We start from the raw sequence: 18,816 nt of genomic DNA, 5'->3' as shown, positions 1-18,816 counted from the left end.
ACTACATGATTTTTTTGGGCCTGCATGAAATAATGCGGGGCATTACGGAGGGAGCATGACAATGAAACCAATGGCACCAACAATGCCGGAAAACGGGATGAGAAGACGGTCTGCCGGCTTTTCCCTCATTGAGCTGGTGATCGTTATCGTGATCCTGGGGATCCTGGCGGTGACTGCGCTGCCGCGCTTTCTCGATGTGACTGACGAAGCGAAGAAGGCCAGCGTGGAAGGGGTCTCCGGCGGTTTTGCTACCGGCGTTTCGCTGGTGCGTGCTCAATGGGAGGCGGAAGGTCGCGCCAAACAGGACAGCCTCAATACCGTGCTCTATGACGGCAGCCGCTTCTATCTGACCACTCCGACCGATACCCAGATCAGCAACGGCGAGCTGTCGCCTGGCTATCCCATGGATACCGTTGCAAGCGGTAATCCCGATGTGGATCCGGCCAATCTGACCGCCGAACGTTGTCTCAATATTTGGGAGGGGTTACTGCAAAACCCGCCCAAGGCTACGGCCAGCTTCAATGAAGTGCGCGGTAGCGGCAATGACCTGAAATACTATGCCACAGTGAGCAGTAATGGACTGGATTCGGTCTGCCGTTACTATTTGGTCAATAGTTTGAGTAAGGGCAGTGATGGCAAGTATCAGGATCCGCAAGGCAAGACTGATGCATTTATGAGTTTCAGTTACCGTCCGGCGTCCGGTCAGGTGACCACAAATATTAATTAACAGAGGAAAGTGAAATGAAAAAACAGGCGGGTTTTACCCTGATCGAACTGGTTATCGTGATCATCATTCTGGGTATTCTGGCGGTCACCGCTGCACCCAAGTTCCTGAATTTGCAGGATGATGCTCGTAAAGCAGCTGCAGATGGTGTCAAAGCATCTCTGCAAAGCTCTTCCCAGTTGGTATATAGCAAAGCTGCAATTCTGGGAATTGAGGGTACCTCTGGTGCTGTTTCTGTAGCCGGTACCACAGTTAACACCAAATTTGGTTACCCACTCACCACAGATGCAGGTAAAACTGTTGCTCTGGATGGATGGAGTGAAGTGTCTGGTACTCCTGGTACTTTTAAACCCAGCAACGAACCTAACAGTAAGTGTGCTGTGACTTATGCGAATACTATTACTGCTGTAGGTGGCGTACCCTCCATCGCAGTAAGTACTGAATGCGGTAAATAATGATTAAAAAGGCGAGGCTTCGGCCTCGCTTTCTCTTTTCCCTGATGAGAAAAACCATGCCTGCAACCAAGGGCTTTACCCTGATTGAACTGGTACTGGTGATCCTGTTGCTCGGGATTCTGGCCGCCTTTGCCGTGCCCAAATGGCTGGGCAAAGGCGGCTTTGAAACTCAAACCGTGCGTGACGAACTGCTGACCCGGCTGCGGCTGGTACAGACCGTCAATATGCACGAACCGGCCAATCGTTGTACCTCACTACTTGTTGAATCTAGCCAATTTGGCCACAGCACAGAATCCCCATGTGATAATCCTGCGGCCATATCGAGCTGGAACACTAATCAGCTCACCCGTGGTCGTCCGGTGGCCCTGTCTGTCGGGATCTCCCTCTCCTCGAACAAGGGCACGCCTCCTTTTGTTATCCGCTTTGATCAAATGGGCCGCCCGCTCGGTAGCTGCGCCGGTGGCTGCGAGCTGCAAGTCACCGATGGTCGCGAGAGTGGCCGTATCAAGATTGAATCCGAGGGGTTTATCCATGAGATCCCTTAGGCGTGGTTTTACCCTGATCGAGCTGATCGTCGGCATAGTGCTGCTGGCGGTGGCGCTGACCGGCATTCTCGGTTTACTCATCAATCAGGTGCCGCAGGCGGTGGATCCGGTGCAGCAGGTACGCGCCGCCCAGCTGGCCCAGCGCCTCTCCGGCGAGATCTTGCAAAAGTCGTTTGATGAACATTCGGATCATAACGGTGGTCGTTATCGTTGTGGCGAGCAGGTGGCAGGGGTGACCATCTCTTCCTGCTCCACCAGTTATGGTCCGGATGGCGAGCCCGCATCCTATGCCTATAACGATGTGGATGATTTCGATACCGCAGGTAGCTGGGTGGATGCCAACACCCTGACCCAGACTGCGGCGGGAGTCAGCAGCGAGGAGTATCGCAACTATCAGGTGAAAATTGCGGTGAGCGGTGCCGATTTCAGCGATGGCACCTTCAGGAGTTGTGCCGCGCCCTGCTCGGTGGGCAAGCGTATTGATCTGCAGATCAAGCTACCGGATCAGAGCGTGCTCGACTTCTCCTTCTACCGAGGGAACTACTGATGGATCGCTCCACTGTCGGGTGTTGCCTGTCTGCCAGAATATCCTCGCCATTAGCCAATTTCGGCGCCAGATTACGCCTGGCGGCCAATCGAACCTACCGTAAACCTCGGGGTAACCGTGGCTTTACCTTGGTCGAGCTGGTGATGGTCATCCTGCTGCTCGGCATCATGGCGACCTTTACCAGCCAGTTTATCGGTATCGGTACCCAGATTTATGGCGATGCCAGCAGCCGTGAGCAGCTGATGAGCGATGCCCGCTTCGCCATGGAGCGGCTTAACCGCGAACTGCGCGATGCGGTGCCGGGATCGGAGCGGATCGAGACGACTGGCGGGACATGGGACGACACCGGTGCCTGTTTGCGGTTCTGGCCCATCAGCACCTCGAGCCGCTATCTGGCACTTAACCGCGCCATGTCGGGGAGCACGGCCACCCTTGAGCTGGTGATGGCGACCCCGGCTTCTGCTGCCAATCCGCTGGATGTGGATGCCACCGCCGTTAAAAAAGACGATCAGCTGATTGTATTCCCCGTGCCGGACAAAAATGTCGGTTCGCTTACGGCAGGCTGCGATTATGGCCGCTGCGTAGCCAGGGTTACCGATGTGCTGACGCCCGTATCCGGAGCGCAAACTATCCGCTATACCAGTGCCGAGAGTCTGACGGGCCTCTCTCCAGGCAGCCGGGTCTATTTTGCCAACCAGCAGGTTCGCTACTGTGTGGAAGGAAACACGCTGACCCGTGCCACAGCCCCCATTGGAGCATCCTTACCTGCACAGGGCGTGTTGATGGCGGATTCCCTTCGTATTGGCACCTTCTATCGGGAAACCTCGGCGTTTAACGCCGAAGGGGAGTTTGGCATGCGCTTTGTCTTCGAGCGCAAGGGGGAGTCGGTCACCTTCAACCACAAGATAGAGGTGTTCAATGTGCCCTGATCCACACGCTTTCGGACGGATGCGAGGCAGTGCCTTGATGATCGCCCTGTTTGTGATTGTGGTGATGGCCCTGCTGGCGGCTGCAATGGGCCGTTTTCTGGTCGATAGCGGCGAGAAAAATACCGTGGAGGTGCGCAGCGTGCGGGCTCTGCTGGCCGCCCAGAGCGGGCTGGAAGTGGCGCTCTATCGGTTGTTCCCCAAGCGCACGCTTGCCCAACCGAACCCTCCTGCGGTCTGCCTGGCAAGCAGCCCACTGAGCTTTGCCAACAATCCAGGGCTGACCAACTGTCAGGCTGTGGTTCGTTGCGCCACGGTGCCGGTGACTTATAACGGATCTGTGACCAATGGCTATCGTCTCGAGAGTGTCGGAACCTGTGGCAGCTCGGACCTTGACAGTGCCAACCCTGATTTTGCCGTGAGCCGAACCCTGATGGTCGAAGCTTATGATGGAGGAACGCCATGAATCGTGATGGCGATGATGTCGGCTGTGTTAGTCACTTCTGGCTGGAGTGGTTATCGCTATTTCAGTGCAAGTCATTCGCCTGCACTTTGTACTGACGATCGATATTGCGGCAGATGATACAAGTGGAGAGGAAAGTGATGGATTTTAAATGGCTGGTTGGTTTATTACTTTTCTGCGGTACAGCTGTGGCGCAACAATATAATTTATCCATCAATCAATACCCACCATGTAATACCACATGGCAAAAGTCAGGAAATGTTTACACCTGTACTGGTGGTAATGGTCAGGTAACATTAAACGACGGTGATGTGATTGTCGCTAGTCAAGATTCAACGCTGAGTGCAGATGCCGGGATTTCTCTCACGAATAACAAGATTGGCAGTGCCTCAAGTAGAATAAACCTTAAGACTAGTTTTGGTGGCATTGTATCTCAAGGATATCAAAATACCATATACGGTGATATTTTAGCTGGCAGCTCAAATATTACACTGAACAATATCTACTTATACGGAAGTATTACTACCAGTGGGAACGTGTCGCTAAACTCGGGAGTTGTTCAGGGAAATATCACCAGCAGTAGTAACTCTGTCAGTGTGACTAATGTGCAGTTATCAGGAGATATCAGTGCAAATAGTTCGTTGACGATATCTGGCGGAACTTATAGTGGTAATATTACCATGCGCTCAAATAATCCAGTGACGTTCAACTCAGTTAATATGACTAGTGGCAGTGTCTCTGGGGCTAGCTCTTTTAATGCAACAGGTAGCCAACTGGGAACTCAGGGAAGTCCTGTCATTATCTCGACCACATCAAATAATATCACTGTTACCAATTCTACGGTTTATGGCAATCTGACTGCTGCAACAAATAATGCCGGTGGGGTGGTGAATGTCAACAATAGCTCTGTGACTGGTACTTGCCTACCAGTGTCAAATCCGGTAAATGCTTGTGCCCCGGCACCTGTTGCCTTGTATCAGCTTGAAGAGAGTAAGTGGACTGGTGTTGCAGGAGAAGTCAAAAACGCTGTTGCTGATGTGCTACATGGTCGCGCAATGAGGGGAGCTAAAACCAATACGGTGTCGCCTGCATTACCTGCAAACGCGAATAATCTTGGTACTTGTGGTTATGGTGAGTTTACTGGCAGCAGTAATCAATACATTGAAGTGCCACATGACGCTCGTTTGTCATTTTCCAATCAGTTAACTGTTTCTGCTTGGATATATCCGGTAAGTCGACCATCAGCTGGAAATTTGTATTCTATCGTGTCAAAAGATGGCAACTATGAGTTTCATCTGGATAGTCAAGGCAGAGTGTTCTGGTATTGGGAAAGAAGTTCTGGCGTGAACCAGACACTGACAACAAACACCAAAATACCGTTAAATACATGGTCCCATATAGTCATTCGCTATGATGCAATGGCTGCTGGCAATCAACGTCAAAAAATATATATCAATGGCGTCGCTGATACAGCTAGAGGTAATGATGCAAATTCATTAAGAGCAAATACACAAAATTTGGAGATTGGCCGAGATTATATTGATAGTCGCAGCTTTAATGGCCGAATTGATGAGGTTGCTATTTATGGTTCGGCCCTGTCTGACACTCAGATAGCTGAGTTATATAGTCAACGTCATCCCTGTGGTGGCTCGACATTGATTTGTGAGACCGATGACTTCTCCCAGCCGCTCGGTGATAGGTGGGCCGTCAAGCAGAGTGCTGGAGGATTTATACCATCCATTACGGCAGATCGACGTTTACGGATGACCCAAGCCAGCACGGGACAAGCAACCTCTGCGACTTATCAGCGGCTATTTCCTGCTGCTGGCAATCTGGTGACGCTGACATTTAATCACTACGCCTATGGTGGCACGAGCACTGGTGCAGATGGTATGACAGTTGTGCTTTCTGACGCGTCGGTGACGCCACAGCCAGGTGCTGCTGGGGGGCCCTTGGGTTATGGCCATTATCAACCGAGTAACTCACCTGGATTTGCTGGCGGTTGGCTCGGATTTGGCTTGGATGAATATGGCAACTTCTCATCCTTTGGGGGGGGGGGAAGTGTGGGCTATCGCCCGCAATCGGTTGTCGTGCGTGGCTCGGGATCCAATTTTTCCGGATATAACTATCTGCGAGGCACCTGTAATAACGGAACTACCAATGTTAATACCAGTTGCTTGAGTCCAAAGGTAGATGGTAACGGTAGCGCCAACCATCGTTACCGTCTGACGATTGATTCACGAACCAGTGGGCGAGCGATGGTCAAAGTAGAGCGTGATACGGGAAGCGGGTTTATTTCTCTTATCGATTCGTTTGATGCGCTGGATCCTGCATTGGGGCAAAGTCCGTTACCGCAAGACTTTTATGTGTCATTGACAGGTTCTACAGGTGCCCTGACCAATATTCACGAACTCGATAACGTAGAAATATGTGCGCTGAAATCAAGAGAGGTAGGCGTTCAGGTAGATCATTTCGAGTTGCAGTATTCGGGTCAACCTCTGACCTGCAATCCGGAAGAGATCACTATCAAGGCGTGTGCAAATCCAGATTGCAGTCTGCTGATTACCGAACAAGTTGCTGTTTCCTTGTTGCCACAGAGCCTCCAGGATGGTGGTTGGTACCCATTGTCTGGTGCCAACAATGTGAGTGGCAATACGGTGACCTTTACCGGTGGAACGGGCAAAGTTTTGTTGCGTAACAATACTCAGACCCAAGTGACGTTGGGCGTGAACAATTCCGTTCCTGCTGTCAAACCACTCAGTGAAACCTTGTGCAAGGCCGGGGCCGGTACGCCCAGTGCGGCAGCCTGTACCCTGAACTTTGCCGATAGCGGCTTCTTCTTTGATGTGCCTGATACTTATTCCAATCAGCCTCAGGATGTGACTATCAGTGCGGTCAAAAAAGACGATATTACCAAGCAATGTGTGCCCGGATTTACCGGCGTGAGGTCTGTCGGCTTTTGGGGAACGTACAACAATCCAAATACCAATAGCTTTGGTAGCAAGATCTCCATCGATGGCAACGCCATTGCAACTTATGCCGCCAGTGTTCCTTCACCAACACCAACCACCCTCAACCTGACTTTTGATAATCAGGGTAAAGCGACCTTGAAAAAAGTGACCTACCCGGATGCGGGTCAGATGCAGCTTTCAGCCAGTCATAATGGCAGTGGTGAGACGGCTGGTCTAGTGATGACGGGGTCCGACACGTTTGTGGCACGTCCGGTCGGCCTGTGCATTATGCCCCCGCAAGGGGTCTGCGCGGCAGGTGACAGCAGCTGTCCGGTATTCAAAAAAGCGGGGGAAACGTTCCTGGTAGATATCAAGGCGATGGCCTGGGAATCCGCCAATGATGGAGATATCTGCGCAGGGAATCTGACTACGCCCAACTTTGCCCTGCCCAATGTTGCTCTGGGCAGTACGCTGGTGGCACCCAATCCGGGCACCAATGCAACGCTGGGTACTACCGCCTATAGCCATGTGGCTGCGCTCAACAGCATCAATAGCATTAGCCAGACGGTGAGCGAGGTGGGGGTATTCCGGATGACGGCGACGCCACCGGTGGCAAAGCCGCCAGAAGGAAGCACTGTATCTACGGGCTATTTCGGCTACACCATCCCTCCCGCCAGCAGCGTGCCGGTGGGACGTTTTGTCCCTTGGGATTTCAATTTGCTGAGCGGGGTGCTTACTCCTGCTTGCGGGCAGTTCAGCTATATGAGTCAGCCATTCGGGGTCAAGATGACGGTACAGGCTCGTAACAAGAGTGCCGGGGTGACCAAAAACTATGGTGGCGAGTTCGCGAAGGGGCGGCTCTATCTGGTTGCAGGAAATAATCATGATGGGATTGATCGCACGGATCGAGTGGGAAGCATGATGGCCAGCTGGGCATCAGGCGAAGTCAATATTGACAGCCAGAGCCGCTTCGCCCGGCTTTCTGAGCGTGATCCCGGCCTGACTACTCCCGAAGAGCCCTTTAAGTTACTGCGTTTTGGCCTGCAAGTGCTTGATGAGGAGTCACCCTCAGTCACCTTCATGGCTGACGCTGACCTGCATCCTGGCATCAAGAATGGTTGTACCAAAGGGGTCAACTGCAATGCCAAGCAGTTGACGATTCCTACGCGGGTGAATAACACCATGACGGCTTATTATGGCCGCCTGCAGGCTAGTACGGCGGCGGGTCTGGCCTCGGCGCCGCTGGCCATTCCACTGCAGATGCAATATTACGAAGCGGGCAACTGGCTGCAAAACAAGGAAGATCAATGTACCCAGCTCTCTTTGGCCAATCAGGGGTTCACTTTCCTCAATCCGAGTCACACCTTTGATGCGGCGACTCGCGAGCTGAATTTGGGGGCGGGTCGCAAGATCAAGCTGGGGTTGGGCAGTTCGGCACCGGGTGGGGATGCTGCACTGGCGAAAGATGGGGAGATCTTGTTCCACTTTGCCAAGCCGGACATCTCGGTGCGCATCCCCTACAAGGTCGATTTGGCAAAACAGCCATCATCGCCACTCTGGTTGTCTGACCCAACGAGTGCCAATGACGGCAACCTGCAAGGTGAGGCCATTTTCGGCTCCAGCCGGGGTAATGACAGAATTATTTATCGGCGCGAAGTATTGCAGTAATTGATGTGTAAGGGGGGTTGGCTCAACAGCATCCCCCTAAATCCTTGTTTATTAGTGTTTGCAAGCGTGTGCGAGTGAGTGATGACTCGCATTTTTGTCGCGCCTGATTGATTGGCGACAGTTTGAGCGCTTGCCCATTGGGGTGGGCATTGGTAAAGTTAGCCGGTTTTCTGCACCTCCAAATTCTTAGGATTTCCCGTAGCCATGTTCAAAAAGCTCAGAGGCGTCTTTTCCAACGATCTGTCGATCGATTTGGGAACTGCCAACACCCTGATCTATGTAAAAGATCAAGGGATCGTCCTTAACGAACCCTCAGTTGTCGCCATTCGCCAAGAGCGCGGGAACGCCAAATCGGTCGCTGCTGTCGGTCATGCCGCCAAGCAGATGCTGGGCCGTACCCCGGGCAACATTTCCGCAATCCGCCCGATGAAAGATGGCGTGATCGCCGATTTCTACGTGACCGAGAAGATGCTGCAGCACTTCATCAAACAGGTTCACGACAACAACTATTTCCGCCCCAGCCCGCGTGTGCTGGTGTGTGTACCGTGCGGTTCAACTCAGGTTGAGCGTCGCGCCATCAAGGAGTCCGCACTGGGCGCCGGTGCCCGCGAGGTCTACCTGATCGACGAGCCTATGGCTGCTGCCATCGGTGCCGGCCTGCCGGTGTCCGAAGCGACCGGTTCCATGGTGGTCGATATCGGTGGTGGTACCACTGAAGTGGCCATCATCTCTCTAAACGGTGTGGTCTACTCCCAGTCCGTCCGTATCGGTGGCGACAAGTTTGACGAGGCGATCATCAGCTACGTCCGTCGCAACTACGGCAGCCTGATCGGTGAAGCGACTGCCGAGCGCATCAAACACGAGATCGGCTCCGCCTATCCGGGCGAAGAGGTGCGCGAGATTGAAGTCCGTGGTCGCAACCTGGCTGAAGGTGTACCGCGCAGCTTCACTCTCAACTCCAACGAAATCCTGGAAGCGCTGCAAGAGCCGCTGTCCGGTATCGTGGCTGCCGTCATGGTGGCGCTGGAGCAATCTCCGCCGGAACTGGCTTCCGACATCTCCGAGCGCGGCATGGTGCTGACCGGTGGTGGCGCACTGTTGAAAGATATCGACCGTCTGCTGATGGAAGAGACCGGCATTCCTGTCGTCGTGGCCGAAGATCCCCTCACCTGTGTGGCCCGTGGCGGCGGCAAGGCGCTGGAGCTGATCGATATGCACGGTGGCGATCTGTTCCACTACGAATAAGACCCAAAGCCGGCCAGCGTGCCGGCTCTTTTTTGACGACCCATGAAACCCATTTTTGGTAGAGGCCCTTCGCTTCAGTTACGGTTGTTTCTCGCCGTCATCATCTCCATCGCTGCCATCGTCGCGGATTCCCGCTTCGGTGTGTTTACCCATGTCCGCGTCTACCTCAGTTCGTTAGTCAGTCCCCTGCAATACATGGCCAATGCGCCCGGTACCCTGCTCGACACCATGTCGACCCAGGTGCAGACCCGCGCCGATCTCATCGAGCAGACCAAACAGCAGGAGCAACAGCTGTTTACCCTGCGTGCCCGTCTGCTCAAAATGGATCAGCTGGAGCACGAGAATCAGCGGCTGCGTGAGCTGCTGGGCTCGCCGGTGCACAAGGAGTCCCGCAAGATGGTGGCCGAGCTGCTGTCGGTGGATTCCGACCCCTTCAGCCATCAGGTGCTGATCAACAAGGGGGCGCTGGATGGCGTCTACAACGGTCAGGCGGTGATCAACGATCAGGGTGTGATTGGCCAGGTGCTCCACGTGGGCTCCACCACCAGTCGCGTGCTGCTGATCACCGACTCCAGCCACGGCATTCCGGTGCGGGTGCTGCGCAACGACTTGCGCGCCATTGCCTCCGGCAGTGGCGAGCTCGACAAGCTTGAGCTGCGCAACCTGCCGCGCAACACCGATATTCAGGTGGGTGACCTGCTGGTCACCTCGGGTCTGGGTGGCCGCTTCCCGGAAGGTTATCCGGTGGCGACAGTGACCCGCTCCGAGTATGTGGAGGGCAAGCCCTTCGCCCAGGTCGAGGCCAAGCCGCTGGTGGAGCTGGACAGACTGCGTTATCTGCTGCTGCTGTGGACCGACAAGAAGCCTGAAGTACACGATGAGGATGGCGAACGGGCGGCTCCCGCTGCGTCCGCCGCAGGAGCCACCCGCTGATGCTAGAACCCGCCAGCGGCAGGATCTGGATCTGGATCTCGATCCTGCTGGCCTTGAGCCTGTCGATCCTGCCGCTTCCTTTCGAATTTGACCCCTTCCGTCCGGACTGGCTGGCCATGGTGCTCATCTACTGGGCGCTGGCCTTGCCGCACCGGACCAACGTCGGCACCGCCTGGGTGGCGGGCCTGCTGCTGGATGTGCTGCTTGGCAGCACCCTCGGCGTGCGGGCGATGGCGATGGCCATTACCACCTATCTGGCGGCCTTCCAGTTCCAGAAGATCCGCAACTTCTCCCTCTGGCAGCAGGCACTGATCATCGGTGGCCTCTCGCTGGTGGGTAAAATGACGGTATTCTGGGCCGAGCATCTGTTCAGTCAGGCCAGTCTCAACTTCTCCTACTTTTGGTCGACGTTGACGACGATGCTAATATGGCCCTGGGTGTTTCTGGTGCTGCGCAAGGTGCGGCGCCGCTTCAATATCAGGTAAATATGAACAAAAACAACGAACCACAACTCTATCTCGCCTCGGCTTCTCCCCGTCGCCGTGAACTGCTGACCCAGATTGGCTACCGCTTCGAGGTGCTGAAACTGGATGTGCCCGAGCAGCGGGAAGAGGGTGAAAAGGCGCAGGATTACGTCTGCCGCCTCGCCCGTGACAAGGCGATGGCGGGCGTGGCGTGTGCGCCGACGGCGTTGCCGGTGCTGGGTGCCGACACCATAGTGGTGCTGGGCGACCGGGTACTGGAGAAACCGTCCGATCTGCTGGATGCCAAAGATATGCTGGAGTCCCTCTCCGGCAAGGTGCATCAGGTGATGACGGCGGTAGCGCTGGCCAGCAAGGATCGTTGTGACGTGCGTCTGGTCACCACCAACGTGGCGTTTCGCAAGCTGGACGAGGCCGAGATTGAGGCCTACTGGCAGACCGGTGAGCCCTGTGACAAGGCCGGGGCGTATGGCATTCAGGGTATTGCCGGCAAGTTTGTCAGCCGCATCGAAGGGAGCTATAGCGCCGTGGTCGGCCTGCCCCTGCTGGAGACAGACCTGCTGATCAAGCATCATCTGGAACAGCTCAAATAATTTCCCGTCAGCTGTGCTCTGCTGCGTTTCTCCCTTGCGCGCGTTGTACCGGATTGGCTCTATAGAATTCAAAACTGGAACAGGCAAGGTTACTTATGTCGGTAGAACTGCTGGTTAACGTTACCCCCTCCGAAACCCGGGTCGCTCTGGTCGAAAACGGTCTGCTGCAGGAAGTGCATGTAGAACGTCAGGCCAAACGCGGCATCGTGGGCAATATCTACAAAGGCAAGATCAGTCGGGTGCTGCCCGGCATGCAGGCAGCCTTCGTCGATATCGGCATGGACAAGGCGGCCTTTTTGCACGCCTCCGATATTGTGCCCCATACCGAGTGTGTGGCGGTGAAGGAAAAGGAGCAGTTCCAGGTCGGCAATATCGCCGAGCTGGTGCGTCAGGGGCAGGACATCATGGTGCAGGTGGTGAAAGATCCGCTGGGTACCAAGGGTGCCCGTCTCACTACCGATATCACCCTGCCATCCCGCTATCTGGTCTTTATGCCGGGCAGTGCCCACGTCGGTGTCTCCCAGCGTATCGAGTCCGAAGCCGAGCGGGAGCGTCTCAAGCGCACCGTGGCCGGTTATGTGGACGAGCTGGGTGGCTACATCATCCGCACCGCCGCCGAAGGGGTGGGGGAGCAGGAGCTGGAGCAGGATGCTGCCTTCCTGAAACGCCTGTGGCGCAAGATCCTCGAGCGCAAGCAGAAGTATCCCCCCTGCAAGATCCTCTACGAGGATCCCAGTTTGGCATTTCGGGTAGTGCGTGACTTCGTCGGTGCCGAGCTCGACAAGATCCGCGTCGACTCGCGCCAGAGCTTCGATCAGCTCAAGCGCTTCACCGAAGAGTACGTGCCGGAGCTGGCCAGCAAGCTGGAGTACTACCCCGGCGAGTCGCCCATCTTCGATCTCTACGATGTGGAGAACGAGATCCAGCGGGCGCTGGAGCGCAAGGTGGAGCTGAAATCCGGCGGCTACCTCATCATCGACCAGACCGAAGCCATGACCACGGTGGATATCAACACCGGTGCCTTCGTTGGCCATCGCAATCTGGAAGAGACCATCTTCAACACCAACGTCGAGGCGACGGCGGCCATCGCCCGTCACCTGCGCCTGCGCAATCTCGGCGGCATCATCATCATCGACTTCATCGACATGCAGTCGGAAGATCATCGCCGTCGGGTGCTGCACAGCCTGGAGCAGGCGCTCTCAAAGGATCGCGCCAAGACCAACGTCAATGGCTTCTCCCAGCTTGGTCTGGTGGAGATGACCCGCAAGCGCACCCGCGAGAGTCTGGAGCATGTGCTCTGCTCCGAGTGCCCCGAGTGCAAGGGGCGCGGCCGGGTCAAGACGGTGGAATCGGTCTGCTTCGAGATCCTGCGGGAGATCATCCGGGTTAATCGTGCCTACGATGCGGATCAGTTCACCGTCTATGCGGCCCCGGCCGTAGCCGACTACCTCCATGGCGAGGAGTCCCACAGTCTGGCTGAGCTGGAAGTGTTCATCGGCAAGCAGGTGCGGGTAGTGAGCGAACCCCTCTGTGGTCAGGAGCAGTTCGACGTGGTGATGATGTAATTGGTCTATCGCTGGCTGAGTCGGGGCTGGTTGGCCCTGGGGGTCCTGTTCGTACTGATGGCCATGCTGGTCACCTTGGTACGGGTTGGGGGCCCTTTGCTGAATCAATACCGGGAGAGTCTGATCCACACTCTGCTGGGCGATTCACAACTCAAGGTCAGCGTGGAGCAAGTGGGGCTGGACTGGACACAATCCGGGCCCGCGCTCGAACTACAGCAACTCGCCATCGCCCCGGATTCGGGGCGTTTTACCGTACAGCTTGGCAAAGCCTGGGTGCATCTCGACTTCTGGCGCACCATTAACGAGCTCAAGCCGGTGTTTGGCGAGCTGATCCTGAGCGATGGCGATATCACCATCGACTTGCGCCAACCGGCTGACGAGAGCCCCTCCGGCGATCCCCAGCAGGGCGCCCTGCTGCGCTTTCTGCTGACCCAGCTATCTACCTTCGATGTGCACAATACCCGCCTCAGCGTCACCACCTCCCTCGGTGATCTGCGCGCCCTCGACATCGCCCAACTGCGCTGGCAGAACCGTGGCAAGCGCCATCAGGGGGTCGGCAAGGCTTATCTCATCAACGGGGTGGGCGAGAGCACCATCGATCTGATTCTGGATGTGGACGCCCCGACTGCCCGGCTCGATCGCCTCAAAGGGCAACTCTATCTGGGGGCCCGCCAGCTCGATATCACCCCGACCTTGGCCAAGATCCATGCGGGCGAACCCAAGGTTGCCGGTCAGCTCGACTTCCAGCTCTGGAGCGAGTTTGACAGCGGCAAGCTGGGCAATACCCTGCTGGCGTTTGGCAACAACTACCTGATCTGGAAGGATCCCAAGAAAGGGGAGATGCACCGTTTCGGCCTCGATGGCGGCAAGATCCAGCTGCGTCGGGATGGCACCGACTGGCAACTGGCGAGCCACAACGTCACCTTCAAGCTGGACGGCAAACCCTGGTTGCAGAGCCGGTTGCAGCTGGAGCGGATTGGGGATCGGGTGCAGGGCTATCTGCCCAGCATAGAGTTCGACAAGATCACTCAGATCAGTCAGCTGGTCTCGGCGCTCTACCCCACACTCTGCGAGACCCTGCGCCAGACCAATCCGCAGGGGTCGGTGCAGGATCTGACGCTGCTGGCCAATGCCGACTGGCAGGATCTCTCCCTCAGTGGCCGCTTCAGCAAGGTGCGCCTCAAGGCGTGGCAGGATATACCCGGGATGCAGGATCTCAACGGCGAGTTCTGGCTTACCCCGACCGGCGGTAGCGCCAGATTGGCGCTGGCGAATGACAAGGTGGATCCCGCCCGTCACTTCAAGATGCCAATCCCGGTCGACCACTTCTCGGCCCGCCTCGACTGGTGGCGCGAGGAACAGGGCTGGGTGCTCTACGGGCAGGATATCGCGCTGGATAACCCGGATCTGACCCTGACCAGCCGTTTCCGCCTCGATCTGTTCGAACACCCCTTCCTCGCCCTGACCGGTCGCATCAATGTGAAGAACGCGGGCCATGCGGATCGCTACTTCCCGCTGCAGGCGATGGACAAGGGGCTGGTGGATTACCTGAGCGGCGCCATCAAGGGGGGCAAGGCCAAGGGGGCCGACCTGCTCTGGTATGGGGAGTTTCGGGATTTCCCCTACGACAACGGCAAGGGCATCTTCCAGGTGGCGGTGCCGCTGGAGCAGGCCACCTACGAATTCTTCCCCGGTTGGCAACCGCTCACCGACCTGCAGATCGACCTGTTGTTCCAGAATGCCGGTCTCGATATGCGCAGCCGATCCACCAAACTCGGCAAGGCGAGCTCCGACTCGGTGCATGCCTGGATCCCGGATCTCTCCCCCGGCGCCCACCTCTATGTGGATGCCAAGGTGCAGGGGGAGGGCAAGGCCATCAGCGACTACCTGCAGGACTCTCCGCTGGGCAGTTCGGTAGGTCAGGCGCTGCGGGAGATCGAGATCCGCGGCCCGATGGCCGGTTCGGTCAAGCTCGACATTCCTCTCGATGGCGAGAGCGAGGTGAAGGCGAGCGGCGATGCCACCTTCAGCAACAACAAGGTGCGGGTCGCCAGTCTGGATCTGCCGCTGGAGAAGGTGCAGGGGCGCCTCGAATATGACAACGAACAGACCCGTTTCAGCAACCTCAAGGCGAGCCTGTGGAACCAGCCGCTGACCCTCGACTATCAGGGGCGCCAGCATCCGGATCACTATCAGGTCGACCTCGATTTCAAGGGGCAGTGGGATAGCCGCCGCCAGCCCACCGCCATCTCTTCGTACGGTATCCTCAACGGTCGCAGCAACTGGGGCGGCAAGCTCGGGTTGACCCTGCCCGAGAGCAAGCCGTTCAGTTTCCAGCTGGCGCTCGACTCCAACCTGCAGGGGATGGCGCTGGATCTGCCGCTGCCGCTGGCCAAGAGCAGCGCCAGCCGGCTGCCGCTCAAGGTGATCGCTCGTGGCCGGGATGGCAGCGCCGACATTCGTGCCGTACTGGGGGCTGATGTGGATATGCAGACCCGACTGGTCTACGGCGAAGGGGTACCTTATCTCAGCCGGGTGCGGGTCGATGTGGGTCAGCCGGGCGCCCGGGTAATGCGCGATGCCCCCATGCTGCTTGCCATCAACCAGCAGGAGGCCGATGTGGGCGGCTGGCTGGCCAGACTCAAGCAGTGGTTGCCAGCGCAGAACCAGACTGGCAATGCGGTGGTTGGCCCGGCCTTCCTGCCGCAGGAGTGGTGGGTGGATGGACAGCTGGCTCGCGCCTATATCGGCAGTGCTACCCTCAAGGCGGCGCGTTTCACCGTGGGGCCGACCAATCAGGCTACCGAAGTGATGATCGACAGCCCCGATGTGATGGGGGTGATCCGCCTGCCTGCAGTAGCCAATCGCCCGGTGGATGCCAAGTTTGCCCGCATCTACTGGTCTGGCAAGAGTTCGGATCTCAGCCCGGATCCCGATGCCAAACAGGACAACGCCATCATGGCCTCCATCCCCTGGTTGAAGGTGAGCTGCGTCGATTGCCGCTTTGGCGAGCTACCTCTTGGGGAAGTGAAAGGGGAGCTGGTGCCCGGCGCCAACAAGGTGACCCTCAAGGGGCTGGATGTGCGGCTGGCGGGGAGTCAGCTCACCGGCAGCGTCGACTGGCTGGCCGATGGCAACCGGATGGAGACCCGCGCCCGTGGCAAGCTGACCAGCAACAACAGCGAACTGCTGCTCAAGCGGCTCGGCTACACCTCGCCCATCGGCGATGCCCCCGGCTCCCTCGCTTTTGATCTGAACTGGCAGGATGTGCCCTATCGCCCAAGCCTGCCGACCTTGGGGGGGCGTGCCAACTATCAGCTGGAGGGCGGCACCCTGCGGGAGGTCAACGACAAGGGGGCGCGACTGCTCTCCCTGCTCAGTCTCGACTCCCTGCTGCGCAAGCTGCGGCTCGATTTTCGCGATGTGTTCGACAAGGGCTTCTACTTCGAATCCATGTCCGCCTCTGCCACCATCAAGCAGGGGCAGGTCAGCAACGATGATTTCTATATGAAGGGGGCGGCAGGCAACCTGCGCGGCGAAGGGATCGCCGATCTGGTGCGCTGGCGGCTCGACTACGAGCTGAGCTTCTCTCCCAATCTGGGGGGCACCCTGCCGGTGGTGGCGGCCTTCTCCATCACGCCGGTCACGGGTCTCTATGTGCTGGCCCTCTCCAAACTGCTGGAGCCGGTGGTGGATGTGGTGACCCGCATCGATTTTCGCATCTCGGGCCCGCTAGACGCACCCAAGCTGATCGAGGCGGGGCGAGATCGCGCGCGCATCAAGCTCAACCAGCAGCAGAAAGAGGCGGTTGACGCCGTTGCCCCCGGCCTGCCGACCCAAGAGGTGACCCCTTTCCTGTTGAGCCCCAAACACGCGGGGCCTGCTCAGCGCTGAACGAGCGGCCCGGCACCATCACAAGGAGTGAGCCATGATCCGACATATCCTGCTGATCGCCTTCAAGCCGGGCACCCAGCCTGCCCAGATAGATGCGGTGCGTAACGCTTTTCTCGCCATTCCCCATCAGGTCAGCGGCGTGATCGCTGTGGAGTGGGGTCGGGATGACAGCCCGGAGGGGCGAGCCGAGGGGTTTACCCACAGCGTGCTGATGACCTTCGCCGACGAAGCCGCCCGCCAGCGCTATCTGCCCCATCCTGATCACGATGCCCTCAAGGCCATCTTCCGCCCGGTGCTGGAGCGCATCATAGTGCTGGATTACACCCTGCAACCCGGGGATGCGGTTGCTGTCGGGGTTCCGTCATGATGGTGGATGAGCACTGGGCTGCCATTCCTCCACTGCAGCGCGCACTGCTGGAGTCGGTGATGCAACATGGCGCAGCCCATCCTGCGATTGATGCTGGGGTAGTGGTTGGGTCGCTCGCCAAGGGCAAGGCAGACAGGGTATCCGATGTCGATCTCTTGCTGCTGGCCGAGCCTGGCTTCCATAAGCAGGGAGACGAACTGGTGCGCACCATTGTGGGGGAGCGGCCCATCTTTCACTGCTGGCAAGGAAGACATGAAGAGGTCTGTTCATACTGGCGCTTCATATTCCTCGACATGTCCAGCATCGAGATCCACATCCTTGATCGGGGGGCTGAGTTCCCCCTTGCCAAACCTTATTTGCCACTGTTCGATAAAACTTCCTCCCTTGGTGCGCTTGAGGTATCTGGCCCTGCCCCAAGCCATTGGGACTTTCCTGCCTATATGGCCGAAGGGGATGGCCTGGTTTGGGAGTTGTTCGATTGCCTCAAATGGGCGGAGCGGGGCCAGCGGGGATTGGTCAGGCATCATCTTCGCAAGCTGCTGGCCGAGATGGATAAAGACCCGAATATTGTGGGTCGCGATTAATGCGGACAAGGAGAACGTCATGTGGTTAGCCGCAATACAGCTGGTATCTGGCCGTCACTGGCAGGATAACCGGGAGCAGATCGCCGCTGAACTGGCGGCCTTGCCCAAAGAGCGGCCGCTGCTGGTGCTGCTGCCGGAGAACTTTGCCCTGTTTGGCGAACGGCAGGGTTATCTGGATGGGGCCGAGGCCATAGGTAAGGGCCCGATCCAGCAGCAACTGGCTGAATGGGCCCGCGATTATGGCATCTGGCTGGTGGCCGGGGCCATGCCGACCACCATCTCAGGTTCTGACCATATCCACACCAGCTCGCTGGTGTTTGACCCCAGCGGTGAGCTTAGGGGCCAATACCACAAAATCCACCTGTTCGACGTGGATGTGGCGGATAATCACGGTCGCTACCGTGAGTCGGAGACCTTCAGCCCGGGAGAGGCGCCTGTGCTGGTGGACTCTCCCTTTGGTCCCCTCGGCCTCTCGATCTGTTATGATTTGCGCTTTCCCGAGCTCTACCGTCAGTTGGCCCGTGCCGATGCCCGCGTGCTGCTGGTGCCTGCCGCCTTTACCGCCGTAACCGGCGAGGCGCACTGGGAGCCGCTGCTGCGGGCTCGCGCCATCGAAAACCAGTGCTACGTAGTCGCTGCCAATCAGGGCGGCACTCACGAAACGGGGCGCCAGACCTGGGGCCACAGCATGGTGATCGACCCCTGGGGTCGGGTGCTGGCGAGCAAAGAGTCCGGGCGCGGTACCGTGCTGGCGCAGATGGAGCCCGGGCTTATCGACGAATTGAAACGCACCATGCCAGTGCTGCAACACGCCCGTTTGCTCTGATGGTGTGGTGAAAAATTGAAACGCAGCCGTTTGCCCGTGCTGGAGCAT

At 57.4% G+C, this 18,816-nt stretch carries 16 protein-coding genes; all 16 read left to right on the top strand.

Annotated features, from left to right (window positions below; genetic code table 11):
- Positions 1-55: 55 nt before the first annotated feature.
- The 16 genes from AB5Y76_RS08295 to AB5Y76_RS08220 all read left to right on the top strand — a co-directional run bounded on the left by AB5Y76_RS08295 (position 56) and on the right by AB5Y76_RS08220 (position 18,768).
- Positions 56-727 (top strand): prepilin-type N-terminal cleavage/methylation domain-containing protein, encoded by a 672-nt coding sequence (locus AB5Y76_RS08295; RefSeq protein WP_005348617.1) that lies wholly within the window; start codon positions 56-58, stop codon positions 725-727.
- Between the two features lie 14 nt (positions 728-741).
- Positions 742-1,179: a prepilin-type N-terminal cleavage/methylation domain-containing protein gene (locus AB5Y76_RS08290; RefSeq protein ID WP_139409366.1), complete on the top strand. Its 438-nt coding sequence runs from the start codon at positions 742-744 to the stop codon at positions 1,177-1,179.
- Positions 1,180-1,235: 56 nt separating this feature from the next.
- Complete coding sequence (locus tag AB5Y76_RS08285; RefSeq protein ID WP_263718166.1) at positions 1,236-1,724, top strand: prepilin-type N-terminal cleavage/methylation domain-containing protein; 489 nt, start codon at positions 1,236-1,238, stop codon at positions 1,722-1,724.
- Positions 1,711-2,271: a prepilin-type N-terminal cleavage/methylation domain-containing protein gene (locus AB5Y76_RS08280; RefSeq protein WP_263718164.1), complete on the top strand. Its 561-nt coding sequence runs from the start codon at positions 1,711-1,713 to the stop codon at positions 2,269-2,271. The genes AB5Y76_RS08285 and AB5Y76_RS08280 overlap by 14 nt, the downstream gene beginning before the upstream one ends.
- The gene (locus AB5Y76_RS08275) at positions 2,271-3,200 is read left to right on the top strand and encodes a PilW family protein (protein WP_263718162.1); all 930 of its coding nucleotides are present in this window, start codon (positions 2,271-2,273) and stop codon (positions 3,198-3,200) included. The genes AB5Y76_RS08280 and AB5Y76_RS08275 overlap by 1 nt, the downstream gene beginning before the upstream one ends.
- Before the next feature lie 37 nt (positions 3,201-3,237).
- A complete protein-coding gene (locus tag AB5Y76_RS08270; protein ID WP_263718160.1) occupies positions 3,238-3,663 on the top strand; it encodes an MSHA biogenesis protein MshP in 426 nt (141 codons plus the stop codon).
- 134 nt (positions 3,664-3,797) lie between these two features.
- Positions 3,798-8,279: a DUF6701 domain-containing protein gene (locus AB5Y76_RS08265; protein WP_368177709.1), complete on the top strand. Its 4,482-nt coding sequence runs from the start codon at positions 3,798-3,800 to the stop codon at positions 8,277-8,279.
- Positions 8,280-8,483: 204 nt separating this feature from the next.
- Positions 8,484-9,524, top strand: a complete 1,041-nt coding sequence (locus AB5Y76_RS08260; RefSeq protein ID WP_005340051.1) for a rod shape-determining protein — start codon at positions 8,484-8,486, stop codon at positions 9,522-9,524.
- Positions 9,525-9,566: 42 nt separating this feature from the next.
- Entirely contained in the window at positions 9,567-10,457 is an 891-nt protein-coding gene (mreC, locus tag AB5Y76_RS08255) for a rod shape-determining protein MreC (protein ID WP_005340053.1), read from the top strand.
- A complete protein-coding gene (mreD, locus tag AB5Y76_RS08250) occupies positions 10,457-10,942 on the top strand; it encodes a rod shape-determining protein MreD (RefSeq protein WP_005340054.1) in 486 nt (161 codons plus the stop codon). The genes mreC and mreD overlap by 1 nt, the downstream gene beginning before the upstream one ends.
- A gap of 2 nt (positions 10,943-10,944) precedes the next feature.
- Entirely contained in the window at positions 10,945-11,532 is a 588-nt protein-coding gene (locus AB5Y76_RS08245; RefSeq protein WP_005340055.1) for a nucleoside triphosphate pyrophosphatase, read from the top strand.
- A gap of 95 nt (positions 11,533-11,627) precedes the next feature.
- Positions 11,628-13,097 carry a ribonuclease G gene (gene rng, locus AB5Y76_RS08240; RefSeq protein WP_005340056.1) on the top strand — a complete coding sequence of 490 codons (1,470 nt, stop codon included), beginning with the start codon at positions 11,628-11,630 and terminating at the stop codon, positions 13,095-13,097.
- Complete coding sequence (locus AB5Y76_RS08235) at positions 13,098-16,991, top strand: YhdP family protein (protein ID WP_263718154.1); 3,894 nt, start codon at positions 13,098-13,100, stop codon at positions 16,989-16,991.
- 34 nt (positions 16,992-17,025) lie between these two features.
- Positions 17,026-17,358: a Dabb family protein gene (locus AB5Y76_RS08230; protein ID WP_263718152.1), complete on the top strand. Its 333-nt coding sequence runs from the start codon at positions 17,026-17,028 to the stop codon at positions 17,356-17,358.
- Positions 17,355-17,942 carry a nucleotidyltransferase domain-containing protein gene (locus AB5Y76_RS08225; protein WP_263718150.1) on the top strand — a complete coding sequence of 196 codons (588 nt, stop codon included), beginning with the start codon at positions 17,355-17,357 and terminating at the stop codon, positions 17,940-17,942. The genes AB5Y76_RS08230 and AB5Y76_RS08225 overlap by 4 nt, the downstream gene beginning before the upstream one ends.
- Before the next feature lie 19 nt (positions 17,943-17,961).
- Entirely contained in the window at positions 17,962-18,768 is an 807-nt protein-coding gene (locus tag AB5Y76_RS08220; protein ID WP_263718148.1) for a carbon-nitrogen hydrolase family protein, read from the top strand.
- The last annotated feature ends 48 nt before the right edge of the window (positions 18,769-18,816 follow it).

The organism is Aeromonas sp. R1-2, assembly GCF_040908505.1.
Classification (GTDB): domain Bacteria; phylum Pseudomonadota; class Gammaproteobacteria; order Enterobacterales; family Aeromonadaceae; genus Aeromonas; species Aeromonas veronii.
This window is presented reverse-complemented; position numbering and strand designations above follow the sequence as displayed.